The sequence below is a fragment of the Kitasatospora sp. NPDC059973 genome, from assembly GCF_042737525.1.
GTDB lineage: Bacteria > Actinomycetota > Actinomycetes > Streptomycetales > Streptomycetaceae > Kitasatospora.
In genome coordinates this window covers 1-14834 of record NZ_JBHWUI010000188.1, presented here as the reverse complement: position 1 = coordinate 14834, position 14834 = coordinate 1, and the positions used below count along the sequence as shown (strand labels likewise).

Here is a 14834-nt window from a genome sequence, read left to right as displayed (position 1 = left end):
CGGCATGGCCTCGGCCGGCCGGGCTCGGGGATCGGTCCCGGCTCCAGGGCTGCGGAGCCGTCCGGCGGTGCGACCGACCCCGGGAGGTCAGGAAGCCCCGGACGTCAGGCGTCCGGGAACGTAGGAAGCCCGGGACGTCAGGCGGCCGGGCGGACGACCGTCCGGTCGTGGACGAAGAGGGCGTGGCGCTCCTCCGCGCCCAGCCCGCCCCAGACGCCGAACGGCTCACGCGCGGCGAGGGCGTGGCGGCGGCACTCGATCCGCACCGGGCAGTCACCGCAGAGGGCCTTGGCCGCTTCCTCGGCCTCGTCGTGGCCCGCGTCGGCGGCGCCCACGCGCTGGAAGAGGCGCCTGCCGTCGGTGCTCCGGCACGCGGCGTGCTGCGGCCGGTTCCAACGGTGCTCCGGTGTGCCGGGCAGGTGGGAGATGTCGCTCACGCTACGGCTCCTTGTCGACGACGAACGGGCGCGGTGCGTGCCTCGTCTGACCCGGATCGGTCGTTTCATGCCTGCCGTCCCGGGCCGGGTTCGCCGCCGGTGCCCCGTCGCACCAGGAACCGGACAGGCCGGAGCGGCCCGGGCGGCCACCGCGGCCCGCACCGGACGGAGCAGGCCGCCGCCCGGCTGCGGCGCGGCGAGGTCGCCGAGCCCCGTCCGGATCGTGTCGTCCGGGCCCGGGGCCCCGGGACCCCGAGCAGAGCGGGAGGGCGGCGTCCCGCGGCCGCAGCAGGGCGGGCAGCGGGCCCCGTGCCCGGACGGCGGGTTCGACAGGGCGTGCGGAGCGCCGACCAGCCGGGCGACCGGCTCGCGCGGTCGGACGAGCCCGGGCGGTGTCAGGCGCCGTGCCGCGGCTCCAGCCGGAAGTCGAAGGCCGTGGTGCCCGGGTCGAGGGCGGTGACCCCGCCGTCCACGGTGAGGACCGCGCCGTTGACGTAGCTCGCCGCCGGGGACAGCAGCCAGCCGATCGCCGCGGCCACCTCCTCGGGCTCGCCCGGCCGGCCGGTCGGCGTCAGCCGGGTCGCCTCCCGGTACGCCGCGTCGGGGTCGGCCAGCCCCTCCTCGTCCGCGAAGCGGGCCATCCGGCGGTCGGCCATCTCCGTGCGCACCCAGCTGGGGCAGACGGTGTTGGCCCGCAGCCCGCGGTGGCCGTAGTCGACGGCGAGCGAGCGGCAGAGCTGCAGCAGCGCGGCCTTCGAGGTGGCGTAGGCCGCGTTCCCGACCCCGTTGCGCAGCGCGGAGACCGAGGAGACCGCCACCACGGATCCCCGCGACCGCAGCAGGTGGGGCAGGGCGGCCCGCAGTACGAGGAAGGGACCGGTGAGGTTGGTGCGCATCACCAGCTCCCAGTCGTCCAGGGTGACGTCGCCGACCGAACCGCCCCGGCCGACACCGGCGTTGAGCACCACCCCGTCCAGCCGGCCGAAGGCGGAGACGGTCTCCTCCACCAGGGCGTGCACGTCGTCCGGGTCGGTGGTGTCCGACACCCGGGCGAGCGCGCCGGTCTCCCGGGCCACCCGCTCCAGCGGTTCGGACCGCCGCCCGGAGACCACCACCCGGCAGCCCTCGGCCCGCAGCAGCCGGGCGGTGGCCGCCCCGATGCCGGTACCGCCGCCGGTCACGATGACAACGCGCTGATCGGACATGGGTGGGCGCCTCCGCCGGGATCGATGCTCCGTGAACCATCGGATCCTATGCTCACGCCGTGTCAGCTCCCCTCGTGCCGGGGACCGTGACCGCGGACCGTGGTCGAAGGCCGCGACCGGCGACCGGCGACCGGCGACCGGAGGCGACCGGGCGGCCGCCGGGCGGGCACCCGGACCGATCAGGATCCGAGAAGCCGCGACCGCCCGCTCGCGCCTAGCCTGGTTCCGCGACCCCGCGGGCGACACGGCCGGATCGGCGAGGTCCGCCGGCCCGGCCGGGGACACGAGAGTGTCGGTGGGACCTGGTTGGATCGAGCCGGTGCCGCCGACACAGCCCGCGGGGGCGGCCCGCACGACGGATGGAGAGACGACAGGCATGGCCAAGAGGACGGACGCGCAGCCGACTGCGCCGCACGCTGCCGACAGCCACGACGTGATCCGCGTGCACGGCGCGCGGGTGAACAACCTCAAGGACGTCAGCGTCGAGATCCCGAAGCGCCGGCTGACGGTGCTCACCGGTGTCTCCGGCTCGGGCAAGAGCTCCCTGGTGTTCGGCACGATCGCGGCGGAGTCGCAGCGGCTGATCAACGAGACCTACAGCGCCTTCGTCCAGGGCTTCATGCCGACGCTGGCACGGCCCGAGGTCGACGTCCTCGAAGGGCTGACCACCGCGATCATCGTCGACCAGCAGCGGATGGGCAGCGACCCCCGCTCCACGGTCGGCACCGCCACCGACGCCAACGCGATGCTGCGCATCCTCTTCAGCCGGCTGGGCGAGCCGCACATCGGCCCGCCGAGCGCCTACGCCTTCAACGTGCCCTCCGTCCGGGCCAGCGGGGCCATCACCGTCGAGCGCGGCGACAAGAAGACGGTGAAGGCGACCTTCCAGCGCACCGGCGGCATGTGCCCGCGCTGCGAGGGCCGGGGCAGCGTCTCCGACATCGACCTCACCCAGCTCTACGACGACTCCAAGTCGCTCGCCGAGGGCGCGTTCACCATCCCCGGGTGGAAGTCGGACAGCTTCTGGACGGTGCGGGTCTACGCCGAGTCCGGTTTCCTCGACCCGAACAAGCCGATCCGGAAGTTCACCAAGAAGGAGATGCAGGACTTCCTCTATCGGGAGCCGACCAAGGTGAAGGTCGAGGGGGTGAACCTCACCTACGAGGGCCTGATCCCCAAGATCCAGAAGTCCTTCCTGTCCAAGGACAAGGAATCGCTGCAGCCGCACATCCGGGCGTTCGTGGAGCGGGCGGTCACGTTCACCAGCTGCCCCGCGTGCGAGGGCACCCGGCTCAGTGAGGGCGCCCGGTCGTCGAAGATCGGGCGGATCAGCATCGCCGAGGCCTGTGCGATGCAGATCAGCGACCTGGCCGTCTGGGTCGGCGGCCTCACGGAGCCGTCGGTGGCGCCCCTGCTCACCGCGCTGAAGCAGACCCTCGACTCGTTCGTGGAGATCGGTCTGGGTTACCTCGCGCTGGACCGGGCGTCCGGCACGCTGTCCGGCGGCGAGGCCCAGCGGGTCAAGATGATCCGTCACCTCGGCTCCTCGCTCACCGACACCACCTACGTCTTCGACGAGCCCACCGCGGGGCTGCACCCGCACGACATCCAGCGGATGAACGACCTGCTGCTGCGGCTGCGGGACAAGGGCAACACGGTGCTCGTGGTGGAGCACAAGCCGGAGACGATCGTGATCGCCGACCACATCGTCGACCTCGGCCCGGGCGCCGGCACGGCGGGCGGCACCGTCTGCTTCGAGGGCACCGTCGAGGGGCTGCGGGCCAGCGGCACCGTCACCGGCCGCCACTTCGACGACCGGGCCGCCGTCAAGGAGGAGGTGCGCAAGCCCACCGGCGTGCTGGAGGTCCGGGGCGCGACGGCCAACAACCTGCGCGAGGTCGACGTCGACATCCCGCTCGGGGTGCTGGCCGTGGTCACCGGTGTCGCCGGCTCCGGCAAGAGCTCGCTCGTGCACGGCTCGCTGGTCAAGGGCCCGCTGGGCGCCGAGCAGGGTGTGGTCTCGGTCGACCAGAGCCCGATCCGCGGCTCGCGGCGCAGCAACCCCGCGACGTACACCGGGCTGCTCGACCCGATCCGCAAGGCGTTCGCCAAGGCCAACGGGGTGAAGCCGGCCCTGTTCAGCGCCAACTCCGAGGGTGCCTGCCCGACCTGCAACGGCGCCGGGGTCGTCTTCACCGACCTCGCGATGATGGCCGGCGTCGCCAGCACCTGCGAGGAGTGCGAGGGCAAGCGGTTCCAGGCGGCGGTGCTGGAGTACCGGCTCGGCGGCCGCGACATCAGCGAGGTGCTCGCGATGTCGGTGACGGAGGCGGAGGAGTTCTTCGGCGCCGGTGAGGCGCGCACCCCGGCGGCGCACGCCGTCCTCGGCCGGCTGGCCGACGTCGGGCTCGGCTACCTCAGCCTCGGCCAGCCGCTCACCACCCTCTCCGGCGGCGAGCGGCAGCGGCTCAAGCTGGCCACCCACATGGCCGACAAGGGCGGCGTCTACGTCCTCGACGAGCCGACCGCCGGTCTTCACCTCGCCGACGTCGAACAGCTGCTCGGCCTGCTCGACCGGCTCGTCGACGCCGGCAAGTCGGTCATCGTCGTCGAGCACCACCAGGCGGTCATGGCCCACGCCGACTGGATCATCGACCTCGGCCCCGGCGCCGGCCACAACGGCGGCCGGATCGTCTTCGAGGGCACCCCGGCCGAGCTGGTGGCCGCCCGCTCGACGCTGACCGGCGAGCACCTCGCCGCCTACGTCGGAGCCTGACCCCGCCGCCCCCGCCCGCGCGGACCCCGGCGTCCGCGCGGGCGGGCGGTGGCGTCCGCGCCCGGCCCCGGTCCGGGGCGCTGTGGGAGACTGGCCGGGTGAAGCGGCAAGAGCTCGACGACCTCGTCCGGCTGCGGCGGGCCCGGGACCGGATGGACCGCGACTACGCCGAGCCACTGGACGTCGCCGCCCTGGCCCGGGATGCCCTGATGTCCTCGGGCCACTTCTCCCGCAGCTTCCGCGCCGCCTTCGGCGAGACGCCCTACAGCTACCTGATGACCCGCCGCATCGAGCGGGCCAAGGCGCTGCTGCGCCGCGGCGACCTCACGGTGACCGAGGTGTGCTTCGCGGTCGGCTGTACGTCGCTCGGCTCGTTCAGCACCCGCTTCACCGAGCTGGTCGGCGAGAACCCGAGCAGCTACCGGGCCCGTGACCACGAGGGCGGCGCCGCCGTCCCGGCCTGCATCGCCAAGATCCACACGCGGCCGGTCAGGAACGGAGAAGCGGGCGCCGCCCCCCGGTCGTAGCCTGGGCGGCATGGACATCAGGCTCTCGCAGTGCTTCATCGCCGTCGACGACCACGACAAGGCGATCGCCTTCTACCGCGACGTGCTCGGCCTGGAGGTGCGCAACGACGTCGGGTTCGAGGGGATGCGCTGGGTGACCGTCGGCGCGCCCTCGCAGCCGGACGTGAACATCGTGCTCGAACCGCCGCTCGCCGACCCGAACGCCTCGTCGGCGGACCGGCAGGCCATGGCGGAGCTGATGGCCAAGGGGCTGCTGCGCGGTGTCATCTTCGCGACGGACGACTGCGACGCCGCCTTCGAGCGGGTCAGCGCGGCCGGCGGGGAGGTGTTGCAGGAGCCGATGGACCAGCCCTACGGCGTCCGCGACTGCGGGTTCCGCGATCCGGCCGGCAACCTGGTGCGGTTCACCCAGGCCCTCGCGAGGTGACTCCCGGCGGACGCGCCCGGTGGGCGCCGGCCCCGTCCCGGACGGGAGGTCACCGGCCGCACCCGGCCGGTCCGTTCGGCTCGGAGCGCCGCGTGCGGGCGGGCGGTGGGCCGGATGTCCGATGAGGCGGGCACGGGCCCGCAGCGGGCGCCGATGGTGTGGGCGCTGGCGATCCGCGAGACGGCCGACGGGCCGCCGCTCGCCGAGGTGATCGTGGAGGTCGGCGCCGCGCTGCACGGCGAACTCGTCGAGAACCTGGTGGACAGCGGGTTCACGCTGGCGGCGGGGGACCCGCCGGACACCACCGGGGTGCTGGAGGTGCGCGGCCCGCTGCTGGCCAGGCTGGTCCTGGTCGGCGGGCGGCAGGTGTGGGAGCCCGCCTCCCCGGTCGAGGTCTCGCCCGGCTGGGAGTCGGCGGCCGAGGAGCGCGGCCGGGCCGTCGTGCTCGTGGTGCCGCCGGGAACGTGGCCGCCCGGACTGATGTCCCTGGAGCCGCGGGAGCGCATCGAGGTCTTCACCCGGAGCCTGGAGGAGGCACGGGTGGCCGGGCGGGTGCTGCACGGCACGGCCGCCGTCGACCTGGACGAGGCCTGAGCCGGACCGGGGAGCGGGGCCGGACCGAGGCCTGTGCCGGACCGGGGAGCGGAGCCCGGCTCAGAGCCGGAAGCCCGGAGCCGGGACCCGCTCAGGGACCGGAGCGGCTCAGGGCCGGAACCACCGGGTCAGCGCGTCCCACCAGGAGCGCCGCGGCCGGGGCACGGTGACGGCGGCGGCGAGCGCGTCCTCGGCGACGGCCGGACCGGCCGGCTCGACCCCGACGGCCTGCGACGCGGTGGCCTGTGCCCCGACGGCCTGCGGCGTGGCGGGCGGCGGCGTGGAGGGAACGCTGCGCGGCGGCGGAAGCGTGCCGGTCGGGGCCCGCCGCTCGCCCTCGGGCGTCCTCGGGGTGAACTCGACGGGCAGGGCGGACAGGTGGCGCGAGATCCAGGCCGACGTCCAGCTCAGCTCCTCCTCCTCGACCGCGAGGCGGAGGTCCGGCAGGCGGGTGAGCAGGATGTCGATCCCCGTCTCGGCGATGGCCCGGCCGATGTCCTGGCCGGGGCACTCGTGCGGACCGGCGCCGAAGGCCAGGTGGGAGCGGTTCCCGTGGAGGGGCGTGGCCAGGTCGGGGCGGATGGCCGGGTCGGAGTTGCCGGCCGCGAGGCCGAGCAGGAGCATGTCGCCGGCCTTGATCTGCTGCCCGCCGAGTTCGGTGTCGCCGGTCGCCCAGCGGCCCGCGACCAGCGACATCGGCGCCGCGTCCCAGAGCACCTGGTCCAGGGCGTCGGCCAGGGTCATGTGGCCGCCGGACAGGTGGGTGCGGAACCGCTGGTCGGTGAGGACCATCTTGAGGGTGTCCGCGATCAGGTTGACGGTCGTCTCGTTCGCGGCGAGCAGGACGACCCGCAGGTGTTCGAGGACTTCGTCGTCGGTGAGCCCGGCCTCGTGCTGCATCAGCCGGGACACCAGGTCGGGGCCGGGGGAGACCCGCTTGCGCTCCATCATCCGGCGCAGCGTCGCGACGACGTAGTCGTTGCTCGCGATGGCCGTCTCGGTGCCCTTCATCAGGTCGCGGGCGGCGGAGACCAGGTGCGGGCCGTACTCCTCCGGCATGCCGACCAGTTGGGTCATCACGAGCATCGGCAGGTGCTCGGCGAACTGGGTGACCAGTTCGGCCCGGCCGGTGGGGCCGAACTCCTGGACGAGCTGGTCGGTGAAGCGGGTGACGTGGCGCCGCACCCCGCGCCGGTCGAAGCTGTTCAGCCCGTCGGTGACGGCGCCGCGCAGGCGCTTGTGCTCCTCGCCGTCGGCGAACACGCAGAGCGGCTGCCAGGCGATCACCGGCATCAGCGGCGAGTCCGGGGAGACCAGCCCGTTCTGGAAGGCCGACCAGCGGCGGGAGTCCCGGGAGAACCGGGAGGGCGTGCGCATCGCGATGAGGTTCGCGGAGTGGCCGACGATCAGCCAGGCCGGGAGGTCGCCGTGCAGTAGGACCGGTGCCACCTCGCCGTGTTCGGCGCGCAGCTTCTCGTACAGGCCCGCCGGGTCGGCCTCGGCCTCGGGCCCGTAGAGCCGCCGGAGGCCGCCGGCGCCCAGGCCGCCGGTACCGGAACCGCCGGTGGCGAGGCCGTGCGCGGGGCAGCCGGGCGGCGGGGTGGGCAGGGCGTCCTCAGGGAACGGGGGGGTCACGGTGTCTCCGGGGTCGGGGCGGGGCGGCCACTCGGAGGCGGCCGTCGCGGGCGGGGGAGTGTGAAGGGCGGCGGGGGCACGGCCCGGGCACCGGCCGGGGAGCGCGGTGGCCGGGCCGTGCCCCCCTAGGGCGCCGGGCGGTCGTACAGGTAGCGCATCAGGGCGAGGAGCACGTCACGGCTGGACTCGCGGGTGCGGGCGTCGCAGTCCACGATCGGCACCTCGGGCGGCAGGTCGAGCGCCGCCCGCAGCTCCTCGACGGGGTAACTCGGCGACTCGGGGAAGGTGTTGGCCGCGACGACGAACGGCACGCCGCGGTCCTCCAGCCGTCCGATGACCTCGAAGCTGACTTCGAGCCGACGGGTGTCGACCAGCACGACCGCGCCGAGCGCACCCTCGAACAGGCCGTTCCAGAGGAACCAGAACCGCTCCTGCCCGGGGGTGCCGAACACGTACAGCACCAGTTCCTCGTTGATGCTGATCCGGCCGAAGTCCATCGCGACCGTGGTCGACGTCTTGCGCTCGATCCCGGCCGTGTCGTCGACGTCGGCTCCGGCCTGCGTCATCGTCTCCTCGGTCGTCAGCGGACGGATCTCGCTCACGGAGCCGACCAGGGTCGTCTTGCCGACCCCGAAGCCCCCCACGATCACCACCTTGACCGCCGTGGTGGCCGAGGCCGGCAGGAGGTCGGCGCGCTGCGGGCCCAGGGCCGTCTCAGAGTCTCTGAAGTCCATGTATCACCGCCTCCAGCAGGGCGCGTTCGGGAAGGATGGCCTGGGGGACCCGCATCCGGGCCTCGATCAGCTCCTCGGCGAGGAGGTCCGCCAGGAGGACGGTGACCGCGCTCATCGGCAGTCGCAGATAGGCGGAGATCTCGGCCACCGACAGGGGCGAGCCGCAGATCCGCAGGATCGCCGCGTGCTCCGGCTGCATCGAGGGAGTCGGCCGCGCCCGGGAGACGATCAGGGTGACCAGGTCGAACGTGGTCTGCTCGGCCGGTCCGCCGCGGCCGCGCGTGATCACGTAGAGGCGTTCGGCTTCTCCGTCGTCCCAGTCCTGGTCGGTCGCACTCACGCGACCTGCCCGCCGTTGCGCGCCGGTGTGGTGAGGTGCTCGCCGATCCGGGCGACCAGGTCGCGCATCCGCTGGCCCATCAGCCCGGCGTCGACGCCCTCGTCGGCGAGCACGGCGAGGTAGGCGCGGGCGCCGGCCGCCATCAGGTAGAAGAAGCCGCCGCCCATCTCGATCACGACCAGCCGCATCCGGCCGTCGCTGTGCGGGAACTCGTGCCCGACCGCGGCGGCGAGGCTCTGCAGGCCGGCGCAGGCCGCGGCGAGCCGGTCGGCGGTGTCGTTGTCGGTGCCGTGCTGGGCCATCCGCAGACCGTCGGCGGAGAGGACGACGACGTGCCGGGTGTACGGGACGCTCTCCGCCAGATCCTTGAGCATCCAGTCCATGTTGCTCCGCTGCTGAATCACTGCTCGCTCTTCCCTGACGACTCTTCGCTGGTGGGGCCGGCCGTGTCGGTGGACGGCGTGTGGCCGTTCACCCCCTCGGTGAACGCGGCCAGCCACATACCGGGCTGGGCCGGCGCCTGGGCCGGGGCCGGCGCGGGCTCCGGGGCCCGGGGGGCCGGGGCGATCCGGGGGGATTCGGCCGCGCCCCGTCGGTAGGGCGCGGCGTGGCGGCGGCGCTGGGGCAGGCCGTTCGCGGTCCGCTCGGTCACCACCGGCACGTCGTCGCCGACCGGGAACGGCTGCGAGGCGGTGGCGACGGTCCGCGAACCCCAGGGCCGCGAGACGGACACCGGACGCGTCCGCTCCGAGGGCCGGGGCGCGGTGTCCGGCGCCGGCAGGGGGTTCGCGGCGGCACCGATGCCGTGGGCCCGGCCGGTGGCGGGGGCCGTGGTGATCAGCTCCTGCGGCACGATCAGCACCGCGCGCACCCCGCCGTAGGCGGAGGGCCGCAGCGAGATCTGGAACCCGTAGGCCTGCGCGAGCCGTCCGACCACGGCCAGGCCGAGCCGGGGGGTCTCCCCGAGGTCGTTGAGGTCGATGCCGGCCTGCGCCTCCAGGAGCATCCGCTCGGCGCGGGCCCGGCCCTCCTCGCTCAGGCTGAGGCCGCCGTCCTCGATCTCGATCGCTATGCCGGTCTGCACCTCGACGGCGGTCAGGTGCACGCTGGTCTGCGGCGGGGAGTAGCGGGTGGCGTTGTCGAGCAGCTCGGCGACCGCGTGGATGAGCGGCTCGACGGCCGGTCCGACCACGGCGACCTGGGAGACCGGGTGCAGTTCCACCCGGCGGTAGTCGAGGATGCGCGACATGCCACCGCGCAGCACGCTGTACAGCGGGACCGCCCTGCGCCACTGGCGGCCGGGGCGGGCGCCGCCGAGGACGGCGATGCTGTCGGCGAGGCGGCCGATCAGGGCGTTGCCGTGGTCCAGGCGCAGCAGGTCCTCGAAGACCGCCGGGTCGTTGCCGTGCCGGTCCTCCATCTGGCGCAGTTCCTGGGCCTGCCGGTGCACGATCGCCTGAACGCGGCGGGCGATGTTGACGAAGGCCCGCTGGGTGGCCTCGCGCATGCCCTCCTCGGTGTCGACGATCTCCAGGATGCTGCGCAGCACCGCCAGCCGGGCGGCGTGGAACTGCGGTCCGGTGCCGGTGTCCTGGGGCTCGTACGACCGCACGATCTCGTCGGTCGAGGTGCCGCGCCGGAGCCGGGCGATCGCCTCGGGCATGGTCGTCTGGGCGAGCCGGAGGGTCTCGGCCTCCTGCCGGGCCAGCCGGCGGCGCAGCTCGTTCTCCTGGAGGGCGAACCGTTCGCGCAGGGCGGCGAGGGCGCGGCCCCGGCGGGCCGTCTCGGCCGCCACCACCGCCACCGCCGCGGTGCCCACCGCTCCGGACCAGAGGACCCCCGCGCGGGCGCCGGTGGAGACCACCAGCGCGGCGACGACAGCGGCGCCCGCCGTCACGACCGTGGGCACCAGCCACACGAGAACGGGAGCCGGGCGTCGGCCTCCGGGTGACGATCCAGCACGAAGCATCAGCATCCTCAAGCGCTCGAAGGAGTGGGGAGAGTGGGCGGGGCCGGCTCCGGCGGCGCCGGACCGTGGGCGGACCGGCGCCCGCACCCGGCCGGGCGGCCCCGGCGCGAAGGGTGCGCGCCGGGACCCGGCCCGGGGTCGGGACAACCGGAACTCCGGGACATTCCTGACGAAAGATCAGTAACAGTGTTTTATAGCCGATTCGGTGTGGCTCTGTCGCACGTTCCGCGGAACCCGGACGCCGGCCGGACCGGGCCGGCCGGCTGAGCACAGGCACCAGACTTGCCCTGTCCCGGGCCCGTCGTACCGTGGCCGGGGCGGGGTTCGCTCATGTGAGGGGTATCCCCGGGAAATCCCCCCGCAGCGTGGCGAGTTCGTGCTAAGCCGAGGTCTGCGGCGGGCCTTCGTCGGGCCGTGCGGAGGACTTCGGCAGGTGATGTGCGGTGGACGCCGGCCCCGGTGAACAGTCAAGGCCGTTCCCCCGAAGCGGTGTTCCCCGGACGGTCCGGGCGGACCGGCGTACGCTGCCGGTGCTCGACGGCGCGCCGGTCCGGTGGGCCCGGCGCGACCGGAACCCGCGCAGGGCGGTCGAAGTCCGCGACCGGCGCGCGGGCGCTCTGACGCGCCCCACCGCCGCGGGCCCCGTCTCCAGGCGCTCCGTCACTCCGACCGGGGGCGGCGGCCCAGGGCGAGGGCCGCGACCTCGCGCCAGTCCATGGCGGGCCGGGCCGGCGGGGCCCCCGGGCGGTCGCGCGGCACCAGCACCCGCAGCGCACCGGGCCGGACGGCGCAGGTGACCGGGGTCGGGAGCCGCAGCGCCTCCCCGTCCACGGCGACCGAGATTTGCCCGGCATCGGCGTCGACCACCACCCGGGGCGCGGTCAGGACGCGCAGGCCCGCCGCCCGGCTGCCCCGCAGCGCCACGGCGGCGGCCTGCGACGCGTTGCCCACCCGGATCCCCACCACCCCCAGCGTCGCCCGGTCCAGCCGCGGCCGGCGGTTGCCCACCACGGTCGGTTCGGGAGCCGCGTACGGGTTGTTGCTGACCAGCAGCGCCTGCTGTCCCGTCAGCCGGGTGCCGTCCGCCAGCACCGCCTCCAGGGCGTGCCCGGAGTGGCCGAGGAGGAGGTCGGGGAGGGCGCTGAGGGCCGAGCCGGCCTTGGCGTCGCGGTACTGCGGGGTCTGCACGATCTCGGCGTAGGCGCCGAACGAGGCCGTGTTGACGAAGGCCCGGCCGCCCACGGTGCCCAGGTCGACCCGCAGCTCCACCCCGTCGGTCAGCGCGTCCAGGCAGCGGGCGGGGTCGTCGCGGTCCAGGCCGAGGTCCATGGCGAAGTGGTTGCGCGTCCCCGCCGAGATCACCAGGAACGGCAGGTCGTGCTCGGCGGCGACCTCGGCCACCGTGGCCTGGGTGCCGTCGCCGCCGGCCACGCCGAGCAGGTCCGCGCCCTCCGCGACGGCCCGGCGGGCGAGTTCGGCGACGTCCACGTGGGTCGTGGTGTCCAGCAGGACGACCCGGGCGCCCAGGGCCTCGGCCCGCTCCACCAGGGCGAACCGGTCGACCTTGCCGCCGCCGGACCTCGGGTTCATGATCAGCACGGGGTGCCGGGGGAGTGCGCGGGCCACCGCCCGCATGCCGTGGAAGGGCCGGGCCGCGCGCAGCGCCGACCGCGCGAACGCCGCGGCGACCGCCCACAGGGCGAGCGCGGCCAGCGCCGCCGGCCAGAGCCCGGCCCAGGCATAGCCCACCACGACGGCCGCGGGCGCCGCGACCACGAGCAGGGCGCCCGCCAGCCGGACGACCCCGTGGTGGGAGACCACCCACCACGTCCCGGCCGCCGTGAGCGCCAGCCCGGCCAGCCCGACGGCGAGCACCAGGATGCCGCCGGCGCCGACCGTGCCCACCAGCACGGCCACCGCGCCCAGCACACAGGCCAGGGCCGCCCGGGCGGACCAGCGGGCACTCAGGAGGGAACGGGACGCCATGCTGCGCGTCTCCTCGGTCTTCGCCCGGCACCGGGCACGACGCTCCCGGCGCGCCCGGGCGCGAGGCGTCCGGTCGCCGGTTGCCCGGACGGTGTCGACCGGCCACCCGGTTCGGGTGGCCGCGGCGGCCGCCGGCCTCGCGGCACGCCGCCCGCCGGTGGAGGGAAGGGTGTCAGCCGGCCGCCGCGATGTCGGTCTCGGCCACCGCGATGGCCATGCCGAGGGCCTCCGCGATGTGCCCGGCCGCCGACATCACGCGGGCGGTGCCCACGATCGGCGCGATGGCGACCAGCACGTCCTGGAGCTGTGCGGCCGTCAGCTCGGCTCCGTCGGCGGCGCCGATGTGTGCCAGGTAGGACATCGGTGGTGCGTCCATCGCGACGAGCGCCGCGATCCGGGTGAGGAGGAAGGTGTCCACCGGGAGGCCGCACCGCTCGACCGAGTCGAGCGTCATGGCGGCCAGGGTGTCGAGCACGGGGGTTTCGGACGCGCTGGTCATACCGGGCCATCTCCTTCGCCGGGAGGGGCCGGCACGTCGTCTCCGGGAGCAGCGGACCGCTCGTCCTGCCGTGCCCCCGTACACCGACCATAGGCCGGATGGGTGGCGGTCGCACTCCGCGACGGGCGGGGCGTCCGGGGCCGGGCGCGCCGGCCCGCCGTACGGGCCCCGCCCGCCCCACCGGGCGGGGTTCCGGACACCGCCGCGGCGCCGGTGGCGCGGTACGGCTGGGGCGGCCGACCGGCCGTGAGGTCCCGGGTGCCGGTGGCCACCGGCCGGTGGGGGCGGAGCGTCCGGCGGGCGCCGCCGGGGCGGGTGGGGCGGTCCGGCGAACGGCCGACAACCGCCCTCCGGGACATGCCAGAGGCCTGGGCCTGCGGCCGGTGCGCTCCTACGATGTGAGGCGCCGTCGGCCTGACCCCGACAGCGTCGGCCGACGTCGGACACCACCGGACTCTCCGGGCACCGGTGCGTCCCACTCGGCCACGGCCCGCCCCGGGGACCGGGAGCGGGCTCGTAGCGCAGGCTGCACCGACGCAGGCCGCACACCCCTCCTCACCACCCAGGGAGTACGCCCATGCATGCCCGCACTGTCGCGCCGTCGTTCAGACCCGTCCGCGCCGTCCTGCTCGTTCTGGCCATGCTGGCCGCCGTGGTGGCGGTCGCCCTGCCGGCGGCCGGCCCCGCCCGGGCCGCCGTGCCGGACCGCTGGGGCTTCGCGTTCCTCGACAACCCGACCCCGCCCGCCGGGTACGTCCCCGACCCCACCCGGCAGTGGGGCAGCTGGCCCTCCCCGGCGAGCAACCCCGTCAAGGTCGACCAGCTCGCGGTCGGCTCGTACCTCGTGCACTTCCCGTTCATCGCCGGCCCGGGCGGCATCGCCCACGCCACCGCCGTCGGCCGTACCGGCAACTGGTGCCAGATCAAGGGCTGGTCCACGGCGGGCACCGGGCAGGACGTCGCGGTGAACTGCTACCGGCCGGGCGGCGCCCCGGACAACACGCTGTTCACCGTGCTCTACACCACCAGCAGCGGGACCCCGTCGCCGGCCGGCGGCTCTTACGGCTACACCTTCTCGGACATCTCCGGGGCGGTGCTCGCGCAGTACAACTCCGCCGGCGCGGTCAACACGGTGAGTCACGGCTCGACCGGGATCTGGAAGGCCTGGCTGCCCGGTCTGGGCCTGTCCACCGCTGCCGGGAACATCGAGGTCACCGCGGTCGACGCGGTCCAGGGCGCGCGCTGCAAGGTGGCCGACTGGGCGCCGGCGGCGTCCGGTCAGACCGTGGTGGTCAGCTGCTTCGACGCGGCGGGCGCGCCGTACGACACCCGGTGGACGCTGAGCTACTCCCTCAAGCGCGCCCTGCACGGGCCGGCGTTCCCGCCGAAGTCGTTCGGCTACCTCTGGTTCAACGGCGGGGTCCCCGCGGCGACGAACTTCAACTCCAGCGGCGCGACCAACACGCTGGCCGGTTCGGTCCCGTTCACCATCACCCTGCCCGGAGTGGCCGTCCCCTCGGACACCGCGCACGCCACGGCGTACGGCCCCGGCCCGGGCTGGTGCGGGCTGGCCCTGCCGTGGGCCCGCAGCGCCGGCACGGTGAAGCTCTACACGATCTGCTTCAACGCCGCCGGATCGCCGGTGTCGGCGCCGTTCCTCACCGCCTACACCTCGGCGTTCTGACCGCCGGGGGGGGGGGCCCCG

At 74.9% G+C, this 14834-nt stretch carries 14 protein-coding genes; 5 read left to right on the top strand and 9 right to left on the bottom strand.

The window, feature by feature from the left end; translation table 11 throughout:
- Nucleotides 1–137: 137 nt before the first annotated feature.
- Nucleotides 138–437: a WhiB family transcriptional regulator gene (locus ACFWA9_RS33660; protein WP_380392391.1), complete on the bottom strand. Its 300-nt coding sequence runs from the start codon at nt 435–437 to the stop codon at nt 138–140.
- Nucleotides 438–832: 395 nt separating this feature from the next.
- Nucleotides 833–1642, bottom strand: a complete 810-nt coding sequence (locus tag ACFWA9_RS33655; RefSeq protein WP_380392388.1) for an SDR family NAD(P)-dependent oxidoreductase — start codon at nt 1640–1642, stop codon at nt 833–835.
- Between the two features lie 376 nt (nt 1643–2018).
- On the opposite strand from ACFWA9_RS33655, the gene ACFWA9_RS33650 reads away from it, so the two are divergent.
- The 4 genes from ACFWA9_RS33650 to ACFWA9_RS33635 all read left to right on the top strand — a co-directional run bounded on the left by ACFWA9_RS33650 (nt 2019) and on the right by ACFWA9_RS33635 (nt 5966).
- Nucleotides 2019–4418, top strand: coding sequence for an ATP-binding cassette domain-containing protein (locus ACFWA9_RS33650; protein WP_380392385.1), 2400 nt, complete (start codon nt 2019–2021; stop codon nt 4416–4418).
- Nucleotides 4419–4570: 152 nt separating this feature from the next.
- Complete coding sequence (locus tag ACFWA9_RS33645; RefSeq protein ID WP_380392394.1) at nt 4571–4945, top strand: helix-turn-helix transcriptional regulator; 375 nt, start codon at nt 4571–4573, stop codon at nt 4943–4945.
- 10 nt (nt 4946–4955) lie between these two features.
- Nucleotides 4956–5372, top strand: a complete 417-nt coding sequence (locus ACFWA9_RS33640; RefSeq protein ID WP_329485738.1) for a VOC family protein — start codon at nt 4956–4958, stop codon at nt 5370–5372.
- A gap of 114 nt (nt 5373–5486) precedes the next feature.
- Nucleotides 5487–5966 (top strand): hypothetical protein, encoded by a 480-nt coding sequence (locus tag ACFWA9_RS33635; RefSeq protein ID WP_352287814.1) that lies wholly within the window; start codon nt 5487–5489, stop codon nt 5964–5966.
- Nucleotides 5967–6074: 108 nt separating this feature from the next.
- On the opposite strand, the gene ACFWA9_RS33630 is transcribed toward ACFWA9_RS33635, so the two are convergent.
- The 7 genes from ACFWA9_RS33630 to ACFWA9_RS33600 form a co-directional block, all read right to left on the bottom strand.
- Complete coding sequence (locus tag ACFWA9_RS33630; protein WP_380392381.1) at nt 6075–7601, bottom strand: cytochrome P450; 1527 nt, start codon at nt 7599–7601, stop codon at nt 6075–6077.
- A 125-nt stretch (nt 7602–7726) separates the two neighbouring features.
- Nucleotides 7727–8335, bottom strand: coding sequence for an ATP/GTP-binding protein (locus ACFWA9_RS33625; RefSeq protein WP_329485733.1), 609 nt, complete (start codon nt 8333–8335; stop codon nt 7727–7729).
- On the bottom strand, nt 8316–8675 hold the full coding sequence (locus ACFWA9_RS33620) for a DUF742 domain-containing protein (protein ID WP_380392377.1): 360 nt from the start codon (nt 8673–8675) through the stop codon (nt 8316–8318). Before ACFWA9_RS33620 ends, ACFWA9_RS33625 begins: the two co-directional genes overlap by 20 nt.
- Nucleotides 8672–9079: a roadblock/LC7 domain-containing protein gene (locus tag ACFWA9_RS33615; RefSeq protein WP_329485730.1), complete on the bottom strand. Its 408-nt coding sequence runs from the start codon at nt 9077–9079 to the stop codon at nt 8672–8674. The genes ACFWA9_RS33620 and ACFWA9_RS33615 overlap by 4 nt, the downstream gene beginning before the upstream one ends.
- A complete protein-coding gene (locus ACFWA9_RS33610; RefSeq protein WP_329485728.1) occupies nt 9076–10644 on the bottom strand; it encodes an ATP-binding protein in 1569 nt (522 codons plus the stop codon). The genes ACFWA9_RS33615 and ACFWA9_RS33610 overlap by 4 nt, the downstream gene beginning before the upstream one ends.
- A gap of 660 nt (nt 10645–11304) precedes the next feature.
- Nucleotides 11305–12630 (bottom strand): diacylglycerol/lipid kinase family protein, encoded by a 1326-nt coding sequence (locus tag ACFWA9_RS33605; RefSeq protein WP_380392373.1) that lies wholly within the window; start codon nt 12628–12630, stop codon nt 11305–11307.
- 172 nt (nt 12631–12802) lie between these two features.
- Nucleotides 12803–13129: a carboxymuconolactone decarboxylase family protein gene (locus ACFWA9_RS33600; protein WP_380392370.1), complete on the bottom strand. Its 327-nt coding sequence runs from the start codon at nt 13127–13129 to the stop codon at nt 12803–12805.
- Between the two features lie 577 nt (nt 13130–13706).
- Between ACFWA9_RS33600 and ACFWA9_RS33595 the strand changes: the two genes are divergently transcribed.
- Complete coding sequence (locus ACFWA9_RS33595) at nt 13707–14813, top strand: hypothetical protein (protein ID WP_380392367.1); 1107 nt, start codon at nt 13707–13709, stop codon at nt 14811–14813.
- Nucleotides 14814–14834 lie beyond the last annotated feature (21 nt).